General features: G+C 62.7%; 13 protein-coding genes and 1 pseudogene. 11 read left to right on the top strand and 3 right to left on the bottom strand.

Annotation, left to right across the window (positions count from 1 at the left end; genetic code table 11):
• Positions 1-75: 75 nt before the first annotated feature.
• Positions 76-837 (bottom strand): LysR family transcriptional regulator, encoded by a 762-nt coding sequence (locus tag MZTS_RS05605; protein ID WP_246482004.1) that lies wholly within the window; start codon positions 835-837, stop codon positions 76-78.
• A 618-nt stretch (positions 838-1,455) separates the two neighbouring features.
• Between MZTS_RS05605 and MZTS_RS05600 the strand changes: the two genes are divergently transcribed.
• The 7 genes and pseudogenes from MZTS_RS05600 to MZTS_RS05575 all read left to right on the top strand — a co-directional run bounded on the left by MZTS_RS05600 (position 1,456) and on the right by MZTS_RS05575 (position 9,300).
• Entirely contained in the window at positions 1,456-1,914 is a 459-nt protein-coding gene (locus tag MZTS_RS05600) for a hypothetical protein (protein WP_192282414.1), read from the top strand.
• A gap of 35 nt (positions 1,915-1,949) precedes the next feature.
• A pseudogene (locus MZTS_RS25120) lies at positions 1,950-2,374 on the top strand (hypothetical protein).
• Positions 2,375-2,575: 201 nt separating this feature from the next.
• A complete protein-coding gene (locus tag MZTS_RS05595; RefSeq protein ID WP_192282413.1) occupies positions 2,576-3,562 on the top strand; it encodes a phosphoribosylaminoimidazolesuccinocarboxamide synthase in 987 nt (328 codons plus the stop codon).
• Between the two features lie 203 nt (positions 3,563-3,765).
• Positions 3,766-4,779, top strand: a complete 1,014-nt coding sequence (locus MZTS_RS05590; protein WP_192282425.1) for a chemotaxis protein CheB — start codon at positions 3,766-3,768, stop codon at positions 4,777-4,779.
• A gap of 51 nt (positions 4,780-4,830) precedes the next feature.
• Positions 4,831-8,337 carry a CheR family methyltransferase gene (locus MZTS_RS05585; RefSeq protein ID WP_192282412.1) on the top strand — a complete coding sequence of 1,169 codons (3,507 nt, stop codon included), beginning with the start codon at positions 4,831-4,833 and terminating at the stop codon, positions 8,335-8,337.
• Between the two features lie 65 nt (positions 8,338-8,402).
• Positions 8,403-8,777, top strand: a complete 375-nt coding sequence (locus MZTS_RS05580) for a response regulator (protein WP_192282410.1) — start codon at positions 8,403-8,405, stop codon at positions 8,775-8,777.
• Between the two features lie 163 nt (positions 8,778-8,940).
• Positions 8,941-9,300, top strand: a complete 360-nt coding sequence (locus MZTS_RS05575) for a hypothetical protein (protein ID WP_192282408.1) — start codon at positions 8,941-8,943, stop codon at positions 9,298-9,300.
• A 7-nt stretch (positions 9,301-9,307) separates the two neighbouring features.
• On the opposite strand, the gene MZTS_RS05570 is transcribed toward MZTS_RS05575, so the two are convergent.
• Positions 9,308-9,523 carry a hypothetical protein gene (locus MZTS_RS05570; RefSeq protein WP_192282406.1) on the bottom strand — a complete coding sequence of 72 codons (216 nt, stop codon included), beginning with the start codon at positions 9,521-9,523 and terminating at the stop codon, positions 9,308-9,310.
• A 446-nt stretch (positions 9,524-9,969) separates the two neighbouring features.
• Between MZTS_RS05570 and MZTS_RS05565 the strand changes: the two genes are divergently transcribed.
• Both MZTS_RS05565 and MZTS_RS05560 read left to right on the top strand, forming a co-directional pair.
• Positions 9,970-10,566 (top strand): DNA-3-methyladenine glycosylase family protein, encoded by a 597-nt coding sequence (locus MZTS_RS05565; RefSeq protein ID WP_192282424.1) that lies wholly within the window; start codon positions 9,970-9,972, stop codon positions 10,564-10,566.
• A gap of 56 nt (positions 10,567-10,622) precedes the next feature.
• Complete coding sequence (locus MZTS_RS05560; RefSeq protein WP_192282404.1) at positions 10,623-11,909, top strand: DUF2087 domain-containing protein; 1,287 nt, start codon at positions 10,623-10,625, stop codon at positions 11,907-11,909.
• 59 nt (positions 11,910-11,968) lie between these two features.
• On the opposite strand, the gene MZTS_RS05555 is transcribed toward MZTS_RS05560, so the two are convergent.
• Positions 11,969-12,229: a hypothetical protein gene (locus tag MZTS_RS05555; RefSeq protein ID WP_009865223.1), complete on the bottom strand. Its 261-nt coding sequence runs from the start codon at positions 12,227-12,229 to the stop codon at positions 11,969-11,971.
• Positions 12,230-12,525: 296 nt separating this feature from the next.
• Between MZTS_RS05555 and MZTS_RS05550 the strand changes: the two genes are divergently transcribed.
• On the top strand, positions 12,526-12,747 hold the full coding sequence (locus tag MZTS_RS05550; protein WP_009865224.1) for a hypothetical protein: 222 nt from the start codon (positions 12,526-12,528) through the stop codon (positions 12,745-12,747).
• Between the two features lie 468 nt (positions 12,748-13,215).
• Positions 13,216-14,838 (top strand): ABC-F family ATP-binding cassette domain-containing protein, encoded by a 1,623-nt coding sequence (locus MZTS_RS05545; RefSeq protein ID WP_192282402.1) that lies wholly within the window; start codon positions 13,216-13,218, stop codon positions 14,836-14,838.
• Positions 14,839-14,844 lie beyond the last annotated feature (6 nt).

Here is a 14,844-nt window from a genome sequence, read left to right as displayed (position 1 = left end):
TGGGTATCTCTCTCCGTGGGGGTTTCGGGCAGGTTTCCCACCCCGCCTCGATACGCCGCCTTCAACACACCGTCGTCACCCAATCTCCCGCATAGCTCGCCGGCCCTGGGCCAAGTCCCGTTCGACGCTGAGGCGGTGCGCGCTGATGATCCCCTGCTCCGCCAGGGCCAAGCGGCGAGCGAGACTCGGTGAGTTGCAGGAAATCGGCCCTTTCACCGGCAGCGGGACGACCTCGCCGGCGCGACTGAGCGACCACGTCGTGTCGGCCCCCTGCGTCGGTACGATGGCGCGATGGGCCGTCAGGTCCCTGGGCGCTTTGGGCCGGCCATAGGTATCGAGATAGGCCGGTGCCGCAAACAGTCCGTTTCCGACTTCCGCCACCTTACGCATGATGAGCGAGGTTTCGCGAGGTTCCTCAATGCTCACCGCGAGGTCGTAGTTGCCGCCCACCAAGTCGATCGTGCTGGGTTTCAGATCGACATGAACCCGGATGTGCTCATGGCGCGCGGAGAAGTCCGTGACGATCCTGGATAGGTGATGCAGGACCCAGAAATCCGGCGGAGCGGCGATCTTGAGCAGTCCGCTCGGCCCCTTCGTCTCCGCCACCAGATCGTCGAAGGCCTGTTGTGCCTCTTCGACCAGGCGGGTCGCCTGGGTGAAGTAGGCCTCTCCGTACGACGTCAGAACGAGCCGGCGCGTGGTGCGGTCGAGAAGGCGCAGGCCGACCATCTGTTCGAACATGGAGATCCGCCGTGAGAGCGACGAGATCGGCATTCCCAGCGCTGCGGCCGCCTGACTGAAGCTTTTCCGTTTGGCCACTTCCACGAACAGGGCCATGTCACGCAGCATCTGAGAGTTTTGCATGCTTCCGACGCGTGCTCCTAACCGCCACCGTGTGACCCTGCCTGCACCGCGCTGCCAGGGCCTAGGCATGCAGTGCGAGAGATCTTGCCCTCTCATTTGGCGGCCGGCGCATCTCTCCTCGGTGGGAGGACGCGCGGAGACGGCCACACCTCTGGGTAGCTCCAGATAGCTGGAAACCTATACCTAAGGGAGGTCTGAAATCGTAGAGCGAAGAATTATTTTCAAATACTCAACGGAAAAATGTTTTTCAATTGCGAGCGTCATTATCTCGAGCGACGCAGAATTCTCATTCGATTGCAAGTGATTCTCCTATGTTGTTGATTTTTGTTAATTGTGCGGAACACCTATTCTGTAGGGCTATGAGCCGTTGGTGTCATGTGCCGCCTGATCTTCCTTCACGGACACGCGGGATCGCGGCACGACGTCGTCCGTGAAGGAGTGCCTTTCATATTCGAAATTTCTGGCGCGCATGAGGGGTGTGCAGCTCGGCACTGGACAGGCTGCCGCCCTTGCGGGAGGGGCTGCGACTGAAAGATTGTGCGCAATCTTAAGGCGCGTGCAAAGCCTGTCTCTACTCTTGCGACAGGTGGTTTGAGCCAGATCCATATGTCCGGGCTCGAACTGCTCTTCGTCGCTGCCGATGCGACGTGGCGAAGCCAGGCTGCGAAAGTCCTCGATCGTAAACCAAGTGATTTCGGGCTCACCCTGCGGCCGGAGGCACGGGGAAAGGCGGGAACCTTGCTCCGTACGGCCTTCGAGATACGCGAGCGCGCCCATGCCTCGTGGTGCCGTGAGCCGGAAAAGGCTCCGCTCAATGAGGTTTTCCCGGCGTCCCATTCCCGGTTGAACGCGCCTGAGAGCATGCCCCGCCGTGTGAAGGGCATGGTCGATCGCTGCGGCCACGTCGCCCCCCTACTCCGCAGTGATGGCCCGCGCGGCGATGAGATGGTCGGCGGCGATGTCGAGCTTCGACGCGGCGCTTCCCCTGCAAACGTGACCGACACTCGGACCAGGTCGATTCGGCATGACATTGTTCCGTTTGTCGCCTAAGCGGAAGCGTAGCCATTGGCACGCGATCCCCTGCCATGCCGATCCGGCGCGAGCACCGCTTCTTCTATCCGATCGATTGGCCGCAACTCTCTGCGGTCATCCGCTTCGGCCGCGCCCAGGGCCGGTGCGAGGGGTGCGGGCGCCCTCATGCCGTACGGTATTTCACCTCGGCGACGGGCGGTGGTGGGACGAGGGGGCGGCCTCCTGGCGCGACGGTGCGGGGCGGCCCGTTGGTCTCACCGCCGGCGACGACATCCTCGGGACCGTCCGGACGACGCGGGTAGTGCTCGCCGCCGCCCATCGGAACCATGACACGGCCGACAACCGCCCCGGCAATCTCGCAGCCTTTTGCCAACGCTGCCACATGCTGCACGACCGGCCGGAGCATCGGCGACGGCGATGGCTGACGCTGTTTCGGCGGAAGGCCCTGGGCGACCTGTTCCGCGGTCCTTACGAGTAAGGCCGCTGTATCGTGCCCTGCGAGGGCCGCGACGTCGATCCTGCCTCAGCGTGCCAACACGCGTGCGGCGTCTTTCGTCGTCGCCACTGCACAGCTGCCTTGCCGCCGCCGGAAGCGGATGCGATCGGGAGAGGCGGACGGGCCACTTCCCTGCTACGAGGCTTGCTCGAACTCCTTTCGTGAAACGAGCGGGTGAGACAGATGAAGGACGCCGCCTCTCTCGCGCAGCATGCGCATCAGGTTCTCGATGACGCGGAGATCGCGGGTCTGCCCAACCGGTACCGGGGCAAGGTTCGGGACAATTACGATCTGCCCGACGGCCGCCGGATCCTGATCGCCACCGACCGGATCAGCGCCTTCGATCGACCGCTCGCCGCCATTCCGTTCAAGGGGCAGGTGCTGACGCAGACCGCGCGCTTCTGGTTCGAGCGGACTGCCGACCTCTGCCCGAACCACGTCCTCGCCTATCCCGACCCGAACGTCGTCGTCGGCCGACGGCTCGACATCCTGCCGGTCGAGATCGTGGTGCGCGGCTATCTCGCGGGCACCACCTCCACCTCGATCCTGACCCGCTACCGGCGCGGCGAGCGCGAGATGTACGGCCACCGCCTGCCCGAAGGCCTGCGCCCGAACGAGCGCTTGGCGGAAGCCATCATCACGCCGACCACGAAGGCCTCGGACGGGGCGCATGACGAACCGCTCAGCGAGGCAGCGATTGTGGAGCAGGGTCTGCTGACCGCCGCCCAGTGGCGCACCGTCTCGGAGGCGGCCCTGGCGCTGTTCGCCCGCGGCCAGGCGCTCGCGGCCGAGCGCGGCCTCATCCTCGCCGACACGAAATACGAGTTCGGGACCGATGCCGAGGGGCGGATCGTGCTCGCCGACGAGGTCCACACCCCGGACAGCAGCCGCTACTGGTTCGCGGAGAGCTATCCCGAGCGGCTCGCGGCCGGGACCGCGCCGGAAAGCTTCGACAAGGACTATGTCCGCAATTGGGTCGTGGCGCGCTGCGACCCCTACCGCGACGCCATTCCGGAGATCCCCTCCGAGGTCGTGCTCGGCGCCGCTGCCGTCTACATCCGCGCTTACGAGACCATCACCGGCGAGACCTTCGTCCTGCCCGACACGGCCGAGATGCCGCTCGACCGCATCCGGCGCAATCTCACGACCTATCTGAGCGACGGCGCGTGACAGCACGGGCTGCCGAGCGGCCTCGGCCGCCGGCCTGCCGACGTTCCTGCATATCCCGAATTGCCGGGGCGTGACCGGTATCGATGCCGGCGCCCGGAACATTCCGTGCGAGCCGACGCTACTTCTATGGGATACGCGCCGGGCCCGTGCGGGCCGGAGCTGCCTTCACGGACCCGGCCGGAACGCATCTGGAGCGGCGCAGCTTGAGCCATCGCGACATCATCGTCATCGGCGGATCCTCCGGCGCCACGACGCCGATCAAGGCGATCCTCGGCAGCCTGCCACGAGACCTTCCCGCTGCTGTCTTCATCGTGGTCCACGTCCCGTCCCGCAGCCTCGGGTTCCTCGCCACCATCTCGGCCGCAGCGGTGCATCTGCCCGTCCATGCGGCGGTCGATGGTTTGGCGATCCAGAGCGGTCACATCTATCTCGGCGTGCCCGATCATCACCTCATCCTGTCGGAAGACCGCATCCGGCTCGGATGCGGCCCGCGCGAGAATCTTGCCCGACCGGCCATCGACCCGCTGTTCCGGTCGGCTGCCGCCGCTTTCGGGCCCCGCGTCATCGGTATCCTTCTGAGCGGGATGCTCAACGACGGCGTATCCGGCCTCCAGGCGATCAAACGCTGCGGCGGCGTCACGCTCGTGCAGGATCCCGATGAGGCGATCGCCGATGAGATGCCGCGCAATGCGCTCTCGAACACGGAAGTCGATTTCATCCTGCCGGCGGCCCGCATGGCCGATGTTCTGCCCGAACTCGTGCGCCAGCCGGCGGGGCCGCCCCGGCCCGTACCTGCCGACATCACTCTGGAAGTCGAGATCGCCGCCGGTGGACGGATCGACAGTGAGATCCTGCGGCCCATCGCCAAACCCGTCGCCCTCTCCTGCCCCGCCTGCGGCGGCGTCCTGTCCGAAATCGTGGATGGAGCGCCGTTGCGCTTCCGGTGTCAGGTGGGCCATGCCTACAGCGCCGAGGTGCTTGCTAAGAAACAGGAAGATGCCGTCGACGAAGCCCTGCGCGTGGCCCTGCGCATCGTCGAGGAGCGGGCCGAACTCGTTCGGCGCATGGCCGAGGATGGCCGCCAAGCGGGGCGGATGGCGGTGAGCGAGATGTACGAAGCCCGCGAGGCCGAATACCGTCGCTATGCCGATACGATTCGACAGGCCATCCTCCACTCGCTACCGCCATCGGAGCCATCGGATCGCGGTCGCGGCTGACGCTGACGGAACCGGACGAGAAGCGACAGGGAGCCTCTGCGGCAGCGGGTCATGATGACATCCTCAGAGGATCCTGAGTTTCGCGAGGGCAAGCCGATCGTCGTCGCCCTGTGTGCATCGGCAGCGAACACGTCATCGCTGCTTCACCTTCTCGGGAAGCTTCCGCCGCAACCGAATACGGCGTTCATCGTCGTCTTCCAGCATCGGGAGGTGCTCGACGTCGATGCGTTCGGTCGCGCCCTCCGGGAGGCAGGGCACGAGTTGAGCAGGATCGAGCAGGATATGCCCCTCCTGGCCGGGCGCACCTATCTGCCCGACCCCAATGTGATCGTGAGCATCGAGAGGGACCATTTTCAGCTGAGACTCGCCGAGCAACGGTTCGGTGAACGGGGCACCATCGACAGCTTCCTCGTATCCCTGGTCCGCGACATCGACGGCCGCAGCATCTCGGTGGTGCTCGCCGGCACCGGATCGGACGGAACCCTCGGCTTCAAGGCGGTGAAGGAAGCCGGCGGCATCGCCTTCGCTGAGGAAACGGAGGAATCCCGGTCCGGCGAACTCGCCACGAGCAACATCCCCGCTGCCCTGGCGGATGCGGTCCTGCCGGTTGATCGATTGGCGGAGCGGATCGGCGCCAGCATCCGTCAGCTGTCGTCGGGCGATGTGTCGGCTTCGTCCCTCGAAGAGTCGGAACTCTCGGATGTCCTTGCCAACATCGCCGCCGTCCTGCGCAACAAGACGGGACACGATTTCCACGGCTACAAGGCCGGCACGTTCATGCGCCGGATCCAACGGCGGATGCAGGTCGCGCAGATCAGCGACGGCCAGGCTTACGTCGAGTATCTGCGGACGCAGCCCGGAGAGGCTCAGGAGCTCTTCAACGATCTCCTGATCGGCGTGACACAATTCTTCCGCGATGCGAAGGAGTTCGAGCGCCTGGAGCGCAACGTCATCCCGAAGCTGTTCCAGAACAAGACCCGCAACGACCAAGTGCGGGTCTGGGTCATTGGTTGTTCGACCGGAGAAGAGGCCTATTCCTTCGGTATCCTGCTGCGCGAGCATATGGCGACGCTCGAGGAAGTGCCGCAGGTTCAGATCTTCGCCACCGATCTCGACGGGCGGGCGCTCGCCGCCGCCCGGGCGGCGCGCTACAGCGATGCAGTCATCCGCGATGTCGGCCCGGAACGGCTCGCGCGGTGGTTCGTGCGGGAGGGCAACACCTACTGCATCGTCAAGGAGGTGCGGGAGATGTGCATCTTCTCCCAGCACAGCATCATCAAGGATCCGCCGTTCTCACGCCTCGACCTGATCTCGTGCCGCAACCTGCTGATCTATCTCGATGCCGAGTTGCAGAGCCGCGTCATCCCGGTCTTCCACTTCGCCCTGCGGTCGGAGGGCGTGCTGTTCCTCGGCAATTCCGAGAACGTCTCGCGTCACACGAACCTCTTCGCCCCGATCGAGAATCGTTCGCGCATCTTCCGCCGACTGGAGACGCATAGCCGGATCCTCCCCGACTTTCCCTTCACCGTCGCCTCTCCGCGTCTCGAGAACCGCCCGACATCCCATCTGCCGGCCCGCATGCTCGAGCCGTCCCTCGCCCAGCGCGCGGAACGTTTCGTGGAGCGCTACACGCCGGCCTATGTGATCGTCGACGACGCTCACATGGTGATGCACTTCTCTGGACGGAGCGGCCGCTACATCCATCCGGCCGGCGGAGCGGCCACCCTCAACCTCCTGCAACTGGTGCATCCGGATCTGCGCCTCGACCTGCGATCCGCGCTGGCGCGGGCCACGGAAGAGGACGACACGATCCATCTCGCCAATCGACGGGTCGAGCAGGACGGTCAGATCCTGATGCTCGATCTCATCGTCGAACCCGTGAGGGATGTCGGCAACGCCGCCCGCAGCTTCTTCGTGCTGTTCAAGGAGGGCGGATCGCCTGTCGCGGAGCCCGTCACGACCTCGACGGCGTCCCGAGACCAATACGATCGTATCCAGCAGCTCGAGACGGAGCTGCGCGAGACAAAGGACCGCCTGCAGGCGGTCGCCGAAGAAGCGGAAAGCACGAACGAGGAACTGAAAGCCTCGAACGAGGAATATCAGTCCCTCAACGAGGAGCTGCAATCCGCTAACGAAGAGTTGCAGACCTCGAAGGAAGAGCTGCAATCTGTCAACGAAGAGCTGACGACCGTCAACGGTGAGCTTGGGTTACGTGTGCAGGAACTCGGGCGCATCAACAGCGACCTCAAGAATTTCCTCGAAAGCACGCAGATCGCGACGGTCTTCCTCGACAACGAGTTGCGTGTCATGCGGTTTACGCCGGCTTCGGTCGAGCTGTTCCATTTGGTCGAGTCGGATGCCGGGCGCCCCATTGCCCACATTAAATCCCGCATCGCCTATGACGAACTGCAGGACGATGCCCGGCGTGTCTTGCGGACGCTGAACAGTTCGGAGCGCGAGATCGAGAATGCCGATACCGGCACGCGCTACATGGTCCGCATTCTGCCCTATCGCAGCGTCGATAATTTCATCGCCGGCATCGTCATCACCTTCGTCGACATCACGGCGCGCAAACAGGCGGAGGCGGCCCTGCGCGAGAGCGAGGAGCGCTTCCGGCAATTCGCCGACGCGTCCTCCGATGTGCTCTGGATCCGGAACGCGAAGACCCTGGATTTCGAATATGCGGGTCCGGCCTTCGAGACGCTCTACGGCGCGTCGCTGAGCAATGCAGGCCAGAACGACCTCCGGTCCTGGCTGAAATTGGTCTCGGAAAAGGACCGCAAGGAAGTGCTCGATGCCTTCCGGCGAGTCAGGGCGGGTGCGCGCGTCTCCCATACCTTCCGCATTCGGCGCCCGAGCGACGGCGAGGAGCGCTGGCTCGCCAATGCCGATTTTCCGCTCTTCGACGACAAGGGCCAGGTTCACCGCATCGGCGGCATCACCTCCGACGTCACCGACGCGAAACTCGCCGCAGAACGCCAGGACGTGCTCGTCAGGGAACTCCAGCACCGGTCCCGCAACCTGCTCGGCGTCGTCACTTCCCTGGCCACCCGCACCATCGGCCGGGGGGCGCCGGTGGAAAACTTCACCACCCGGCTGAATGCCCTCGGACGAGCCCAGTCGCTGCTGAGCCGCTCGGGCAACGACACCGTGGAGGTGAGCGCCCTGGTGCGGGCCGAACTCGCCGCCTATGCCGGAAGCAATCTCAAACGCATCACCATTGCCGGGCCGAAGGTGCTGCTGACATCGGCACAGGTGCAGAATTTCGCCCTCGCCCTGCATGAGCTGACCACGAACGCGGTCAAGTACGGTGCCCTGAAGGACGAGTCGGGCCGGCTCTCCATTACCTGGGAACGGCTCGCGGCCGGCAACCGGGGAAAGCGCATGGCGCTCAACTGGGTCGAGAGCGACGTTGAGATTGAACCGAACGGAACGGAGCGGCGCGGCTATGGTCGCGAACTGATCGAAAACGCCCTCGCCTACGCCTTACAAGGCCGAACGGAATACGTTCTGGGTTCCGATGGTGTGCGGTGCAGAATTGAACTTCCGCTGAAGTAACTTACGACAAGCCGCATCGGCGGAAAATCATCTAGAAGGTCGGGCACCGTACGGCGGGAGTCGTCATGAATCCTTCCGATCTGCCTCTGACCGGCTGCCGCATCCTTGTCGTCGAGGACGAGTACCTGATTGCGATCGAGATGGAGAGATGGCTGCAGGAGGCCGGGGCCGTCGTGGCCGGGCCGGTTTCCAAGGCGGTGCAGGCTCTGGCTCTGATTGAGAAAGCAAAGCCCGATGCGGCGGTGCTCGACGTGCATCTCAGCGATGATCTGGTCTATTCCGTTGCGGATCAACTCAGCGCACTCGGCGTGCCATACCTGTTCGCGACGGGTGAGGTGAGGATTGCGGGGCTGTCCGATTACCGCTCGCATCCGGTTCTGGGCAAACCGATCCTCGATACGGAGTTCGTCAGGGCGGTGAGCCGATTGGTGGCCCATTGAGCCTCCCGGCGCCGATCCGAAGATCCCCCGGCGGGATGATGAACGCCGAGACGGCATTGCTGTACAGAGTACCTGTGTGGTCTAGCCTTCCCGAATGCCGCACACGCAAAGTAAACCTGCTGGAAACATCTCAAACTGATCCGGAACCTGGTGGGAGGCACCTATGAACCGGCCACGGCTGAACTCAGTGCAAGCGAAAATCGAGCGGACGTCTCAGCTTGCTTCGGAGATTCGAGCGATCGTCGAGCGCACGAAGATGATGATCGCCACGTCGCGGGCTATTCTTTCGGATCAGGCTCCACGACCCGATGCTTTTGCCGGTTCTGTTGCCCGATCCTTCAAGACGACTCCGCCGGATGCCCTCTGCGCAGCTTTCGACGCGTTGCTCGAAGCCGCTCAACAAGCCGAGAAGGCCGACGACCCTGAACTTTTCGCGCTGGTCGAGCAGGCTCTCCTCCACGCCGGCGACAAGGTCGAACAAGCGGCGGTGATCCTGTCTCGCCGGGAGATGCCGGTGCAGTGAGAAGGTTTCAATTGATGCCGCGGGCGCGCCGCCAGGCGCGGATGGCACGAAGCCGCTCTTCATAGGCTGAGCGAAGCATCGTGTTCGCCTCCCCCTTCAGTTCGAGCCGTGTGCCGTCATCATCCGAAGCGGAGGGGCCGAACTGCATCACGATCTCATGCCGCCAGCACGCATCGGCCAGGGCAAGCTCGATATCTGTCCGGATTACTTCATCATCGTCCATTGGATTTGATCTCTAGTCTGTCATGTCTTCAATCGGCATGCATTCCAGCATTTCTAAGTCCCAGGTCTCCCCAAGCTCAAACTGCACGGGCCTTCCCACGCACTCCTATTTGACCGGAATAAAGTAAACGCCGAGTGAGTATGGCTCATTAACTAACTTAAGTTTGCCGTAACATTTCCAGACGAGATTCGAGCGGTGCATGCACAACCTGCGCCTGTCAGGGTCTTCGTTTCAAGCATACTGATATGGAAATAAGGATACCGCGCCTGCTCAGAGGCAGGCTTTCTGCCGAGCCACGGCCGATCCGGCGAGCGTGTGGCGCATCATGTCGCAGTTCTCGAAATCGGTCCCGCGCGGTTTCATAGGTCTTGGCCGTTCCCCTTCGCGTAAGACCCAGGGTGATCGTCCTGTCCGTGCCCATCGCGGTGTGCCGACATGAGGAGGGTATGCTCGATACAGGGATCTACGACCATCTCCTGCGGACGGCGGCGCTGATTTCGGAGCCCCTGCACGCCGGCATCGCCGCGCTGGGGCCGATAGATGTCACGCCCGGGCCCCATGACAGCGTCGCAGAGCGCCTGTTCGTCGAGGTCGTCAACCAGCAACTCTCGACCAGGGCGGCGCTGGCCATTTGGAGCCGGATCGAGGCGGCGGCCGCGGCGGCGGAGCGGACACCGCGCGACCTGTTCGTGCCGGGCCATGAATCGGTGCTGCGCGGCTGCGGCGTGTCGGCGAACAAGATCCGGGCCCTGCACGCCATCCGCGAGGCCGAGGCGTCCGACCTGCTCGGGCCGGAACTGGCCGCCCTGCCCCACGCGGAACGTTCGGCCGTGCTGTGCCGCATCCGCGGGGTCGGCCAGTGGACCGCGGACATGGTGGGCATCTTCCACTTCCTCGATCCGGACATCTGGCCGGCCGGCGACGTGGCCGCCGTCAGCGTGCTGCGCCGACTGACGGGGATTGCGAATACGGTGGAGGTAGCGGCGCGCTTTGCCCCGTATCGCTCGATCCTCGCCCGCTACATGTGGCGCAGCCGGGGGTGATGCGCCGAACACCCCTCTCCATTGCTAAGCTAAAGATAAATACGATGACACCAAACATGAATAGCGATATGGTTAGAGCTGCTTTGATGTTTGGGTTCTCCGTGAGTGAAATTGAAACAGCACAGTCATTGTGCAAATATGGACCTGTTTTAAAAATTTTCAAAAATGGGCGTCCCTGTGTGTTGAAGAGAACAGGATTTCCACGCTCGTCTGGCCCCGCAATTGCTGATTGGCTTCATGGTCTCGTGAGCCGTGGGGTTCGGTGTGTCGCACCTTTGGATGGTTTTGCCGAGAATCCCCGCCGTTTGCCTGAAGATAAGTGGCCTGGAGATTGGGTTGTATATCCGTTTATAGAAGGAAGATCCTATAGCGGATCCAAGTATGATTTATACAAAGCGGGTGAGCTGCTAGGCGACTTGCATGCAAATGTTTCAGAGTCCGCTGTAGATATGATCAGTGAGCCAAAACTTCCGATACGCGATCTTAACTGGGTCAAGTCTCACCTCGAAATGGCGATGCGGACATGCGAGACTAAGATTAAAGAATTTTTAGCATGGTCTGAACGCGTTCACCGCATTGTTGCAATTCACGAAGAGTGTCGCTTAAATCTTGAAAAACTGGAACTTGTAACTGTTCCTTGTTCTTGGGATTATAAGGCTAGTAATCTTGTATTTGACTCAAAAAATGTTCCTTATTTAATCGATCCAGATCATGCTGGGCGCATTCCGAGGATATATGATCTGGCTATATCGCTCATGCTGTTTCATAACGATCATCAATCGTCACCCGGCAGAATATTCCTGCCCGGAGAGTGGTTTATATTCTGCTCTGGTTATATGTCTAAAGTTGCTTTAGGCCAAGATGAGATGAGTTCGTGGGATTCAGTTTTGGTTTGTGCTTGGGTCGATCAAGCATTGTGGTTACTTGCGCATTGGCCGGAAGGGTGGGATGACGAAAGAGAGGCCCGTTATCTAGGGTCTCTATCATGGTTCAATCCTGATGAGTACAATATTCTACCATCGATGCGGAATTTTGGCGACCTAACGGCAAAGGAGAGGATGAATGTACTGAGTTATTTTATTGATCTGGATGGAAAAATCAACTCTTTGCCAAAAAAGCCTTTGCCGCGGAGAATGATACTTAGATATATTGCTGACAGACTACCATCTTATGGTCATTTGACGGAAAGTGCTGTAAACGATACACTTTCGCAATGGCATACATTTGGAGAACCAGCGCTCTTGCGAAGAGAATTGTGCGAGGCGGGGATTTTGATGAGAGATAGGGGCGGACTAAGTTATTATAAGCCCACGGTAACAGAGATTGAGCAGGTCGCCACTTAAATTCGCCGAGGCAGGCTGATGATACCGTGCCCGTCGCCATCGCTCCGGTTTGAGAGCGATCAGTCGGTGTCGGAAGCGAAGAAGGGCCGGAAATTTTCCAGCCAGCCCCGCAGCCAGATCTCGCAGGCCTGCTGGGCCGCCTCCGCCTCCTGGGCATGGCCCCAGATGTCCTCGACGAGCGGACTCCACCACGTCCACAGACGATTCGAGCCGTCATACTCGACCACGGCGACTTCGACTGCGCCCACCCGCCCGGTGAAGCGGCGCAGGGGCACCTCGGAGAGACCTGCCTGCGTCCAGATGATCTTGCTCGTCGACATGGTCGCTCAACGCCGGAAGCGCGGGCCTCGTTCGACCGGCTTGCTTCGACCGGCTTGCACAGCTTCGGACGGCGGACGGACTTGACGGATGAGAACAAGTCCGGCATGCGCGCGTTGTCCACCCGTCGCTGCCACGTGCGCTTCGGGTGGCTCAACAGGAACTTCCGAACCCTATGCCCGACGACAGTAGTCGATCGACCACGCCGCCTTCGGCCGCCTGCGTGCTCTGCGCCTGATCGTCTGATCCGGCTCACCCGCGACCGGCCTTTGGCGGCTGGTCCGACAAGAGGTGAGCCATGACTGACTCCACCACCATCTCCCGGCGCGCCCGCTCCCGTGCGGCGAAGTCCGGCCGCAACAGCAGCGTCGTTCTCGTCGTAGCGCTGATGATGGCGCTCGTCTTCGTCCCCGTGCTGGCCCTCCATGCCGCCGCTCTCTCGGGGGCGGTCGCCGCCGACGGCGAGGCGCGTCCCGACGAGGTCGCGACCGCTGTGACCCATAAGAAGGTCCCCGGTTAGGCGAGCCCCTCGCCGCACCGGTTTCAGGGCGAGCATCGCAACAAAGACCGAGCGCCGATCCCGGTCCTGCAAGGGACCGGGATCGGCGCTCGTGATTTCATTGGCCGACTTTCGCTGAGTGGCGCCGAGTGCGCCGTGAGGGTCGCCGAAGGTTTCCTAATTTCCAGACGGCTCCTCGGAAGGTGGAACCCATCTTCGTTCATGGACGAGGACCGTGCTCTGTCCGTTGCTGGTGTTCGTTGATGTTGTTCATGGCATTCCGCATAGCGGAGACGAGAAGGCTTTCTTCCGGCTGGCGATATCGAACAACACCGCCGGTTGAGCGTGCGCGCCTTCCCGTTGGCACCGAGCCCGAAAAGGCCTGTTCCGAGGCCGCTCTGCTTTCGTCCGCGCCTGGTATGGCGTAAGGCCGCGCCTGCCCCCTCGGCGCTCCTCCCCTTACGGCACTCTTCCAGGCATCGCGGACGCATGATTCGTCTCGAAAAGATCGGCAAGCAGAACGGTCGCCAGATCGTCTTCATCGAGGCATCGGCCGCCCTGCAGAAGGGAGAGAAGGCCGGGCTCGTCGGCCCGAACGGCGCCGGCAAGACCACGCTGTTTCGCATGATGACGGGGCAGGAGCAGCCGGACGAGGGGCAGGTCTCGACCGATCGCGGCATCACCATCGGGTATTTCAGCCAGGATGTCGGGGAAATGGCCGGCCGCTCGGTCGTCGCCGAGGTGATGGACGGCGCCGGCCCGGTCTCGACCGTCGCCGCCGAGTTGAAGGTGCTGGAGGCTGCGCTGGCCGACCCCGACCGGGCCGACGAGATGGAGACCCTGATCGAGCGCTACGGAGAGGTGCAGGCGCGCTTCGAGGAGCTCGACGGTTACGCCCTCGAAGGCCGGGCCTACGAGGTGCTGTCGGGCCTCGGCTTCTCGCAGGAGATGATGGACGGCGATGTCGGCCGGCTCTCGGGCGGCTGGAAGATGCGCGTGGCGCTGGCCCGCATCCTGCTGATGCGCCCCGACGTGATGCTGCTCGACGAGCCGAGCAACCATCTCGACCTCGAGAGCCTGATCTGGCTCGAATCCTTCCTCAAGGGCTATGACGGCGCCCTGCTGATGACATCGCACGACCGCGAGTTCATGAACCGGATCGTGTCGAAGGTCATCGAGATCGACGGCGGCACGCTGACGACCTATTCGGGCGATTACGTCTTCTACGAGCAGCAGCGCGCGCTGAACGAGCAGCATCAGCAGGCTCAGTTCGAGCGTCAGCAGGCGATGCTGGCCAAGGAGATCAAGTTCATCGAGCGCTTCAAGGCGCGGGCGAGCCATGCCGCTCAGGTGCAGAGCCGGGTGAAGAAGCTCGACAAGATCGAGCGGGTTGAGCCGCCCCGCCGTCGCCAGACCGTCGCCTTCGAGTTCCAGCCGGCTCCACGTTCCGGAGACGACGTGGCGATGCTGAAGGGCGTGCACAAGCGTTACGGCAGCCGCATCATCTACGAAGGCCTCGACTTCTCGATCCGCCGCAAGGAACGGTGGTGCGTGATGGGCGTGAATGGCGCCGGCAAGTCGACGCTGCTCAAGCTGGTGACCGGCACCGCTCAGCCGGATGAAGGCAGCGTCGCCGTCGGCGGCAGTGTCAAGCTCGGCTATTTCGCCCAGCACGCCATGGATCTGCTCGACGGCGATCTGACGATCTTCGAGGATCTGGAGAGCAGCTTCCCTCAGGCGGGGCAGGGCTCGCTGCGGGCGCTGGCGGGCTGCTTCGGCTTTTCCGGCGACGATGTGGAGAAGCCCTGCCGCGTGCTGTCGGGCGGTGAGAAGGCGCGGCTGGTCATGGCCAAGATGCTCTACGATCCGCCGAACTTCCTCGTCCTCGACGAGCCCACCAACCACCTCGACATCGCCACCAAGGAGATGCTGATCGGTGCGCTCTCGGGCTACGAGGGGACGATGCTGTTCGTCTCCCACGACCGGCATTTCCTCTCGGCCCTGTCGAACCGGGTGCTCGAGGTCACCGGCGACGGCATCCGCCAATATGGCGGCGGCTACACCGAATATGTCGCGAGCACCGGCCAGGAGGCGCCCGGCCTGCGCAGCTGACCCGCT

It is taken from the genome of Methylorubrum zatmanii (assembly GCF_014845115.1).
In the GTDB taxonomy this organism is placed as follows: Bacteria; Pseudomonadota; Alphaproteobacteria; order Rhizobiales; family Beijerinckiaceae; genus Methylobacterium; species Methylobacterium zatmanii.
The sequence above is the reverse complement of the archived record's forward strand: the minus strand, read 5'-3'. Positions and strand labels throughout refer to the sequence as shown.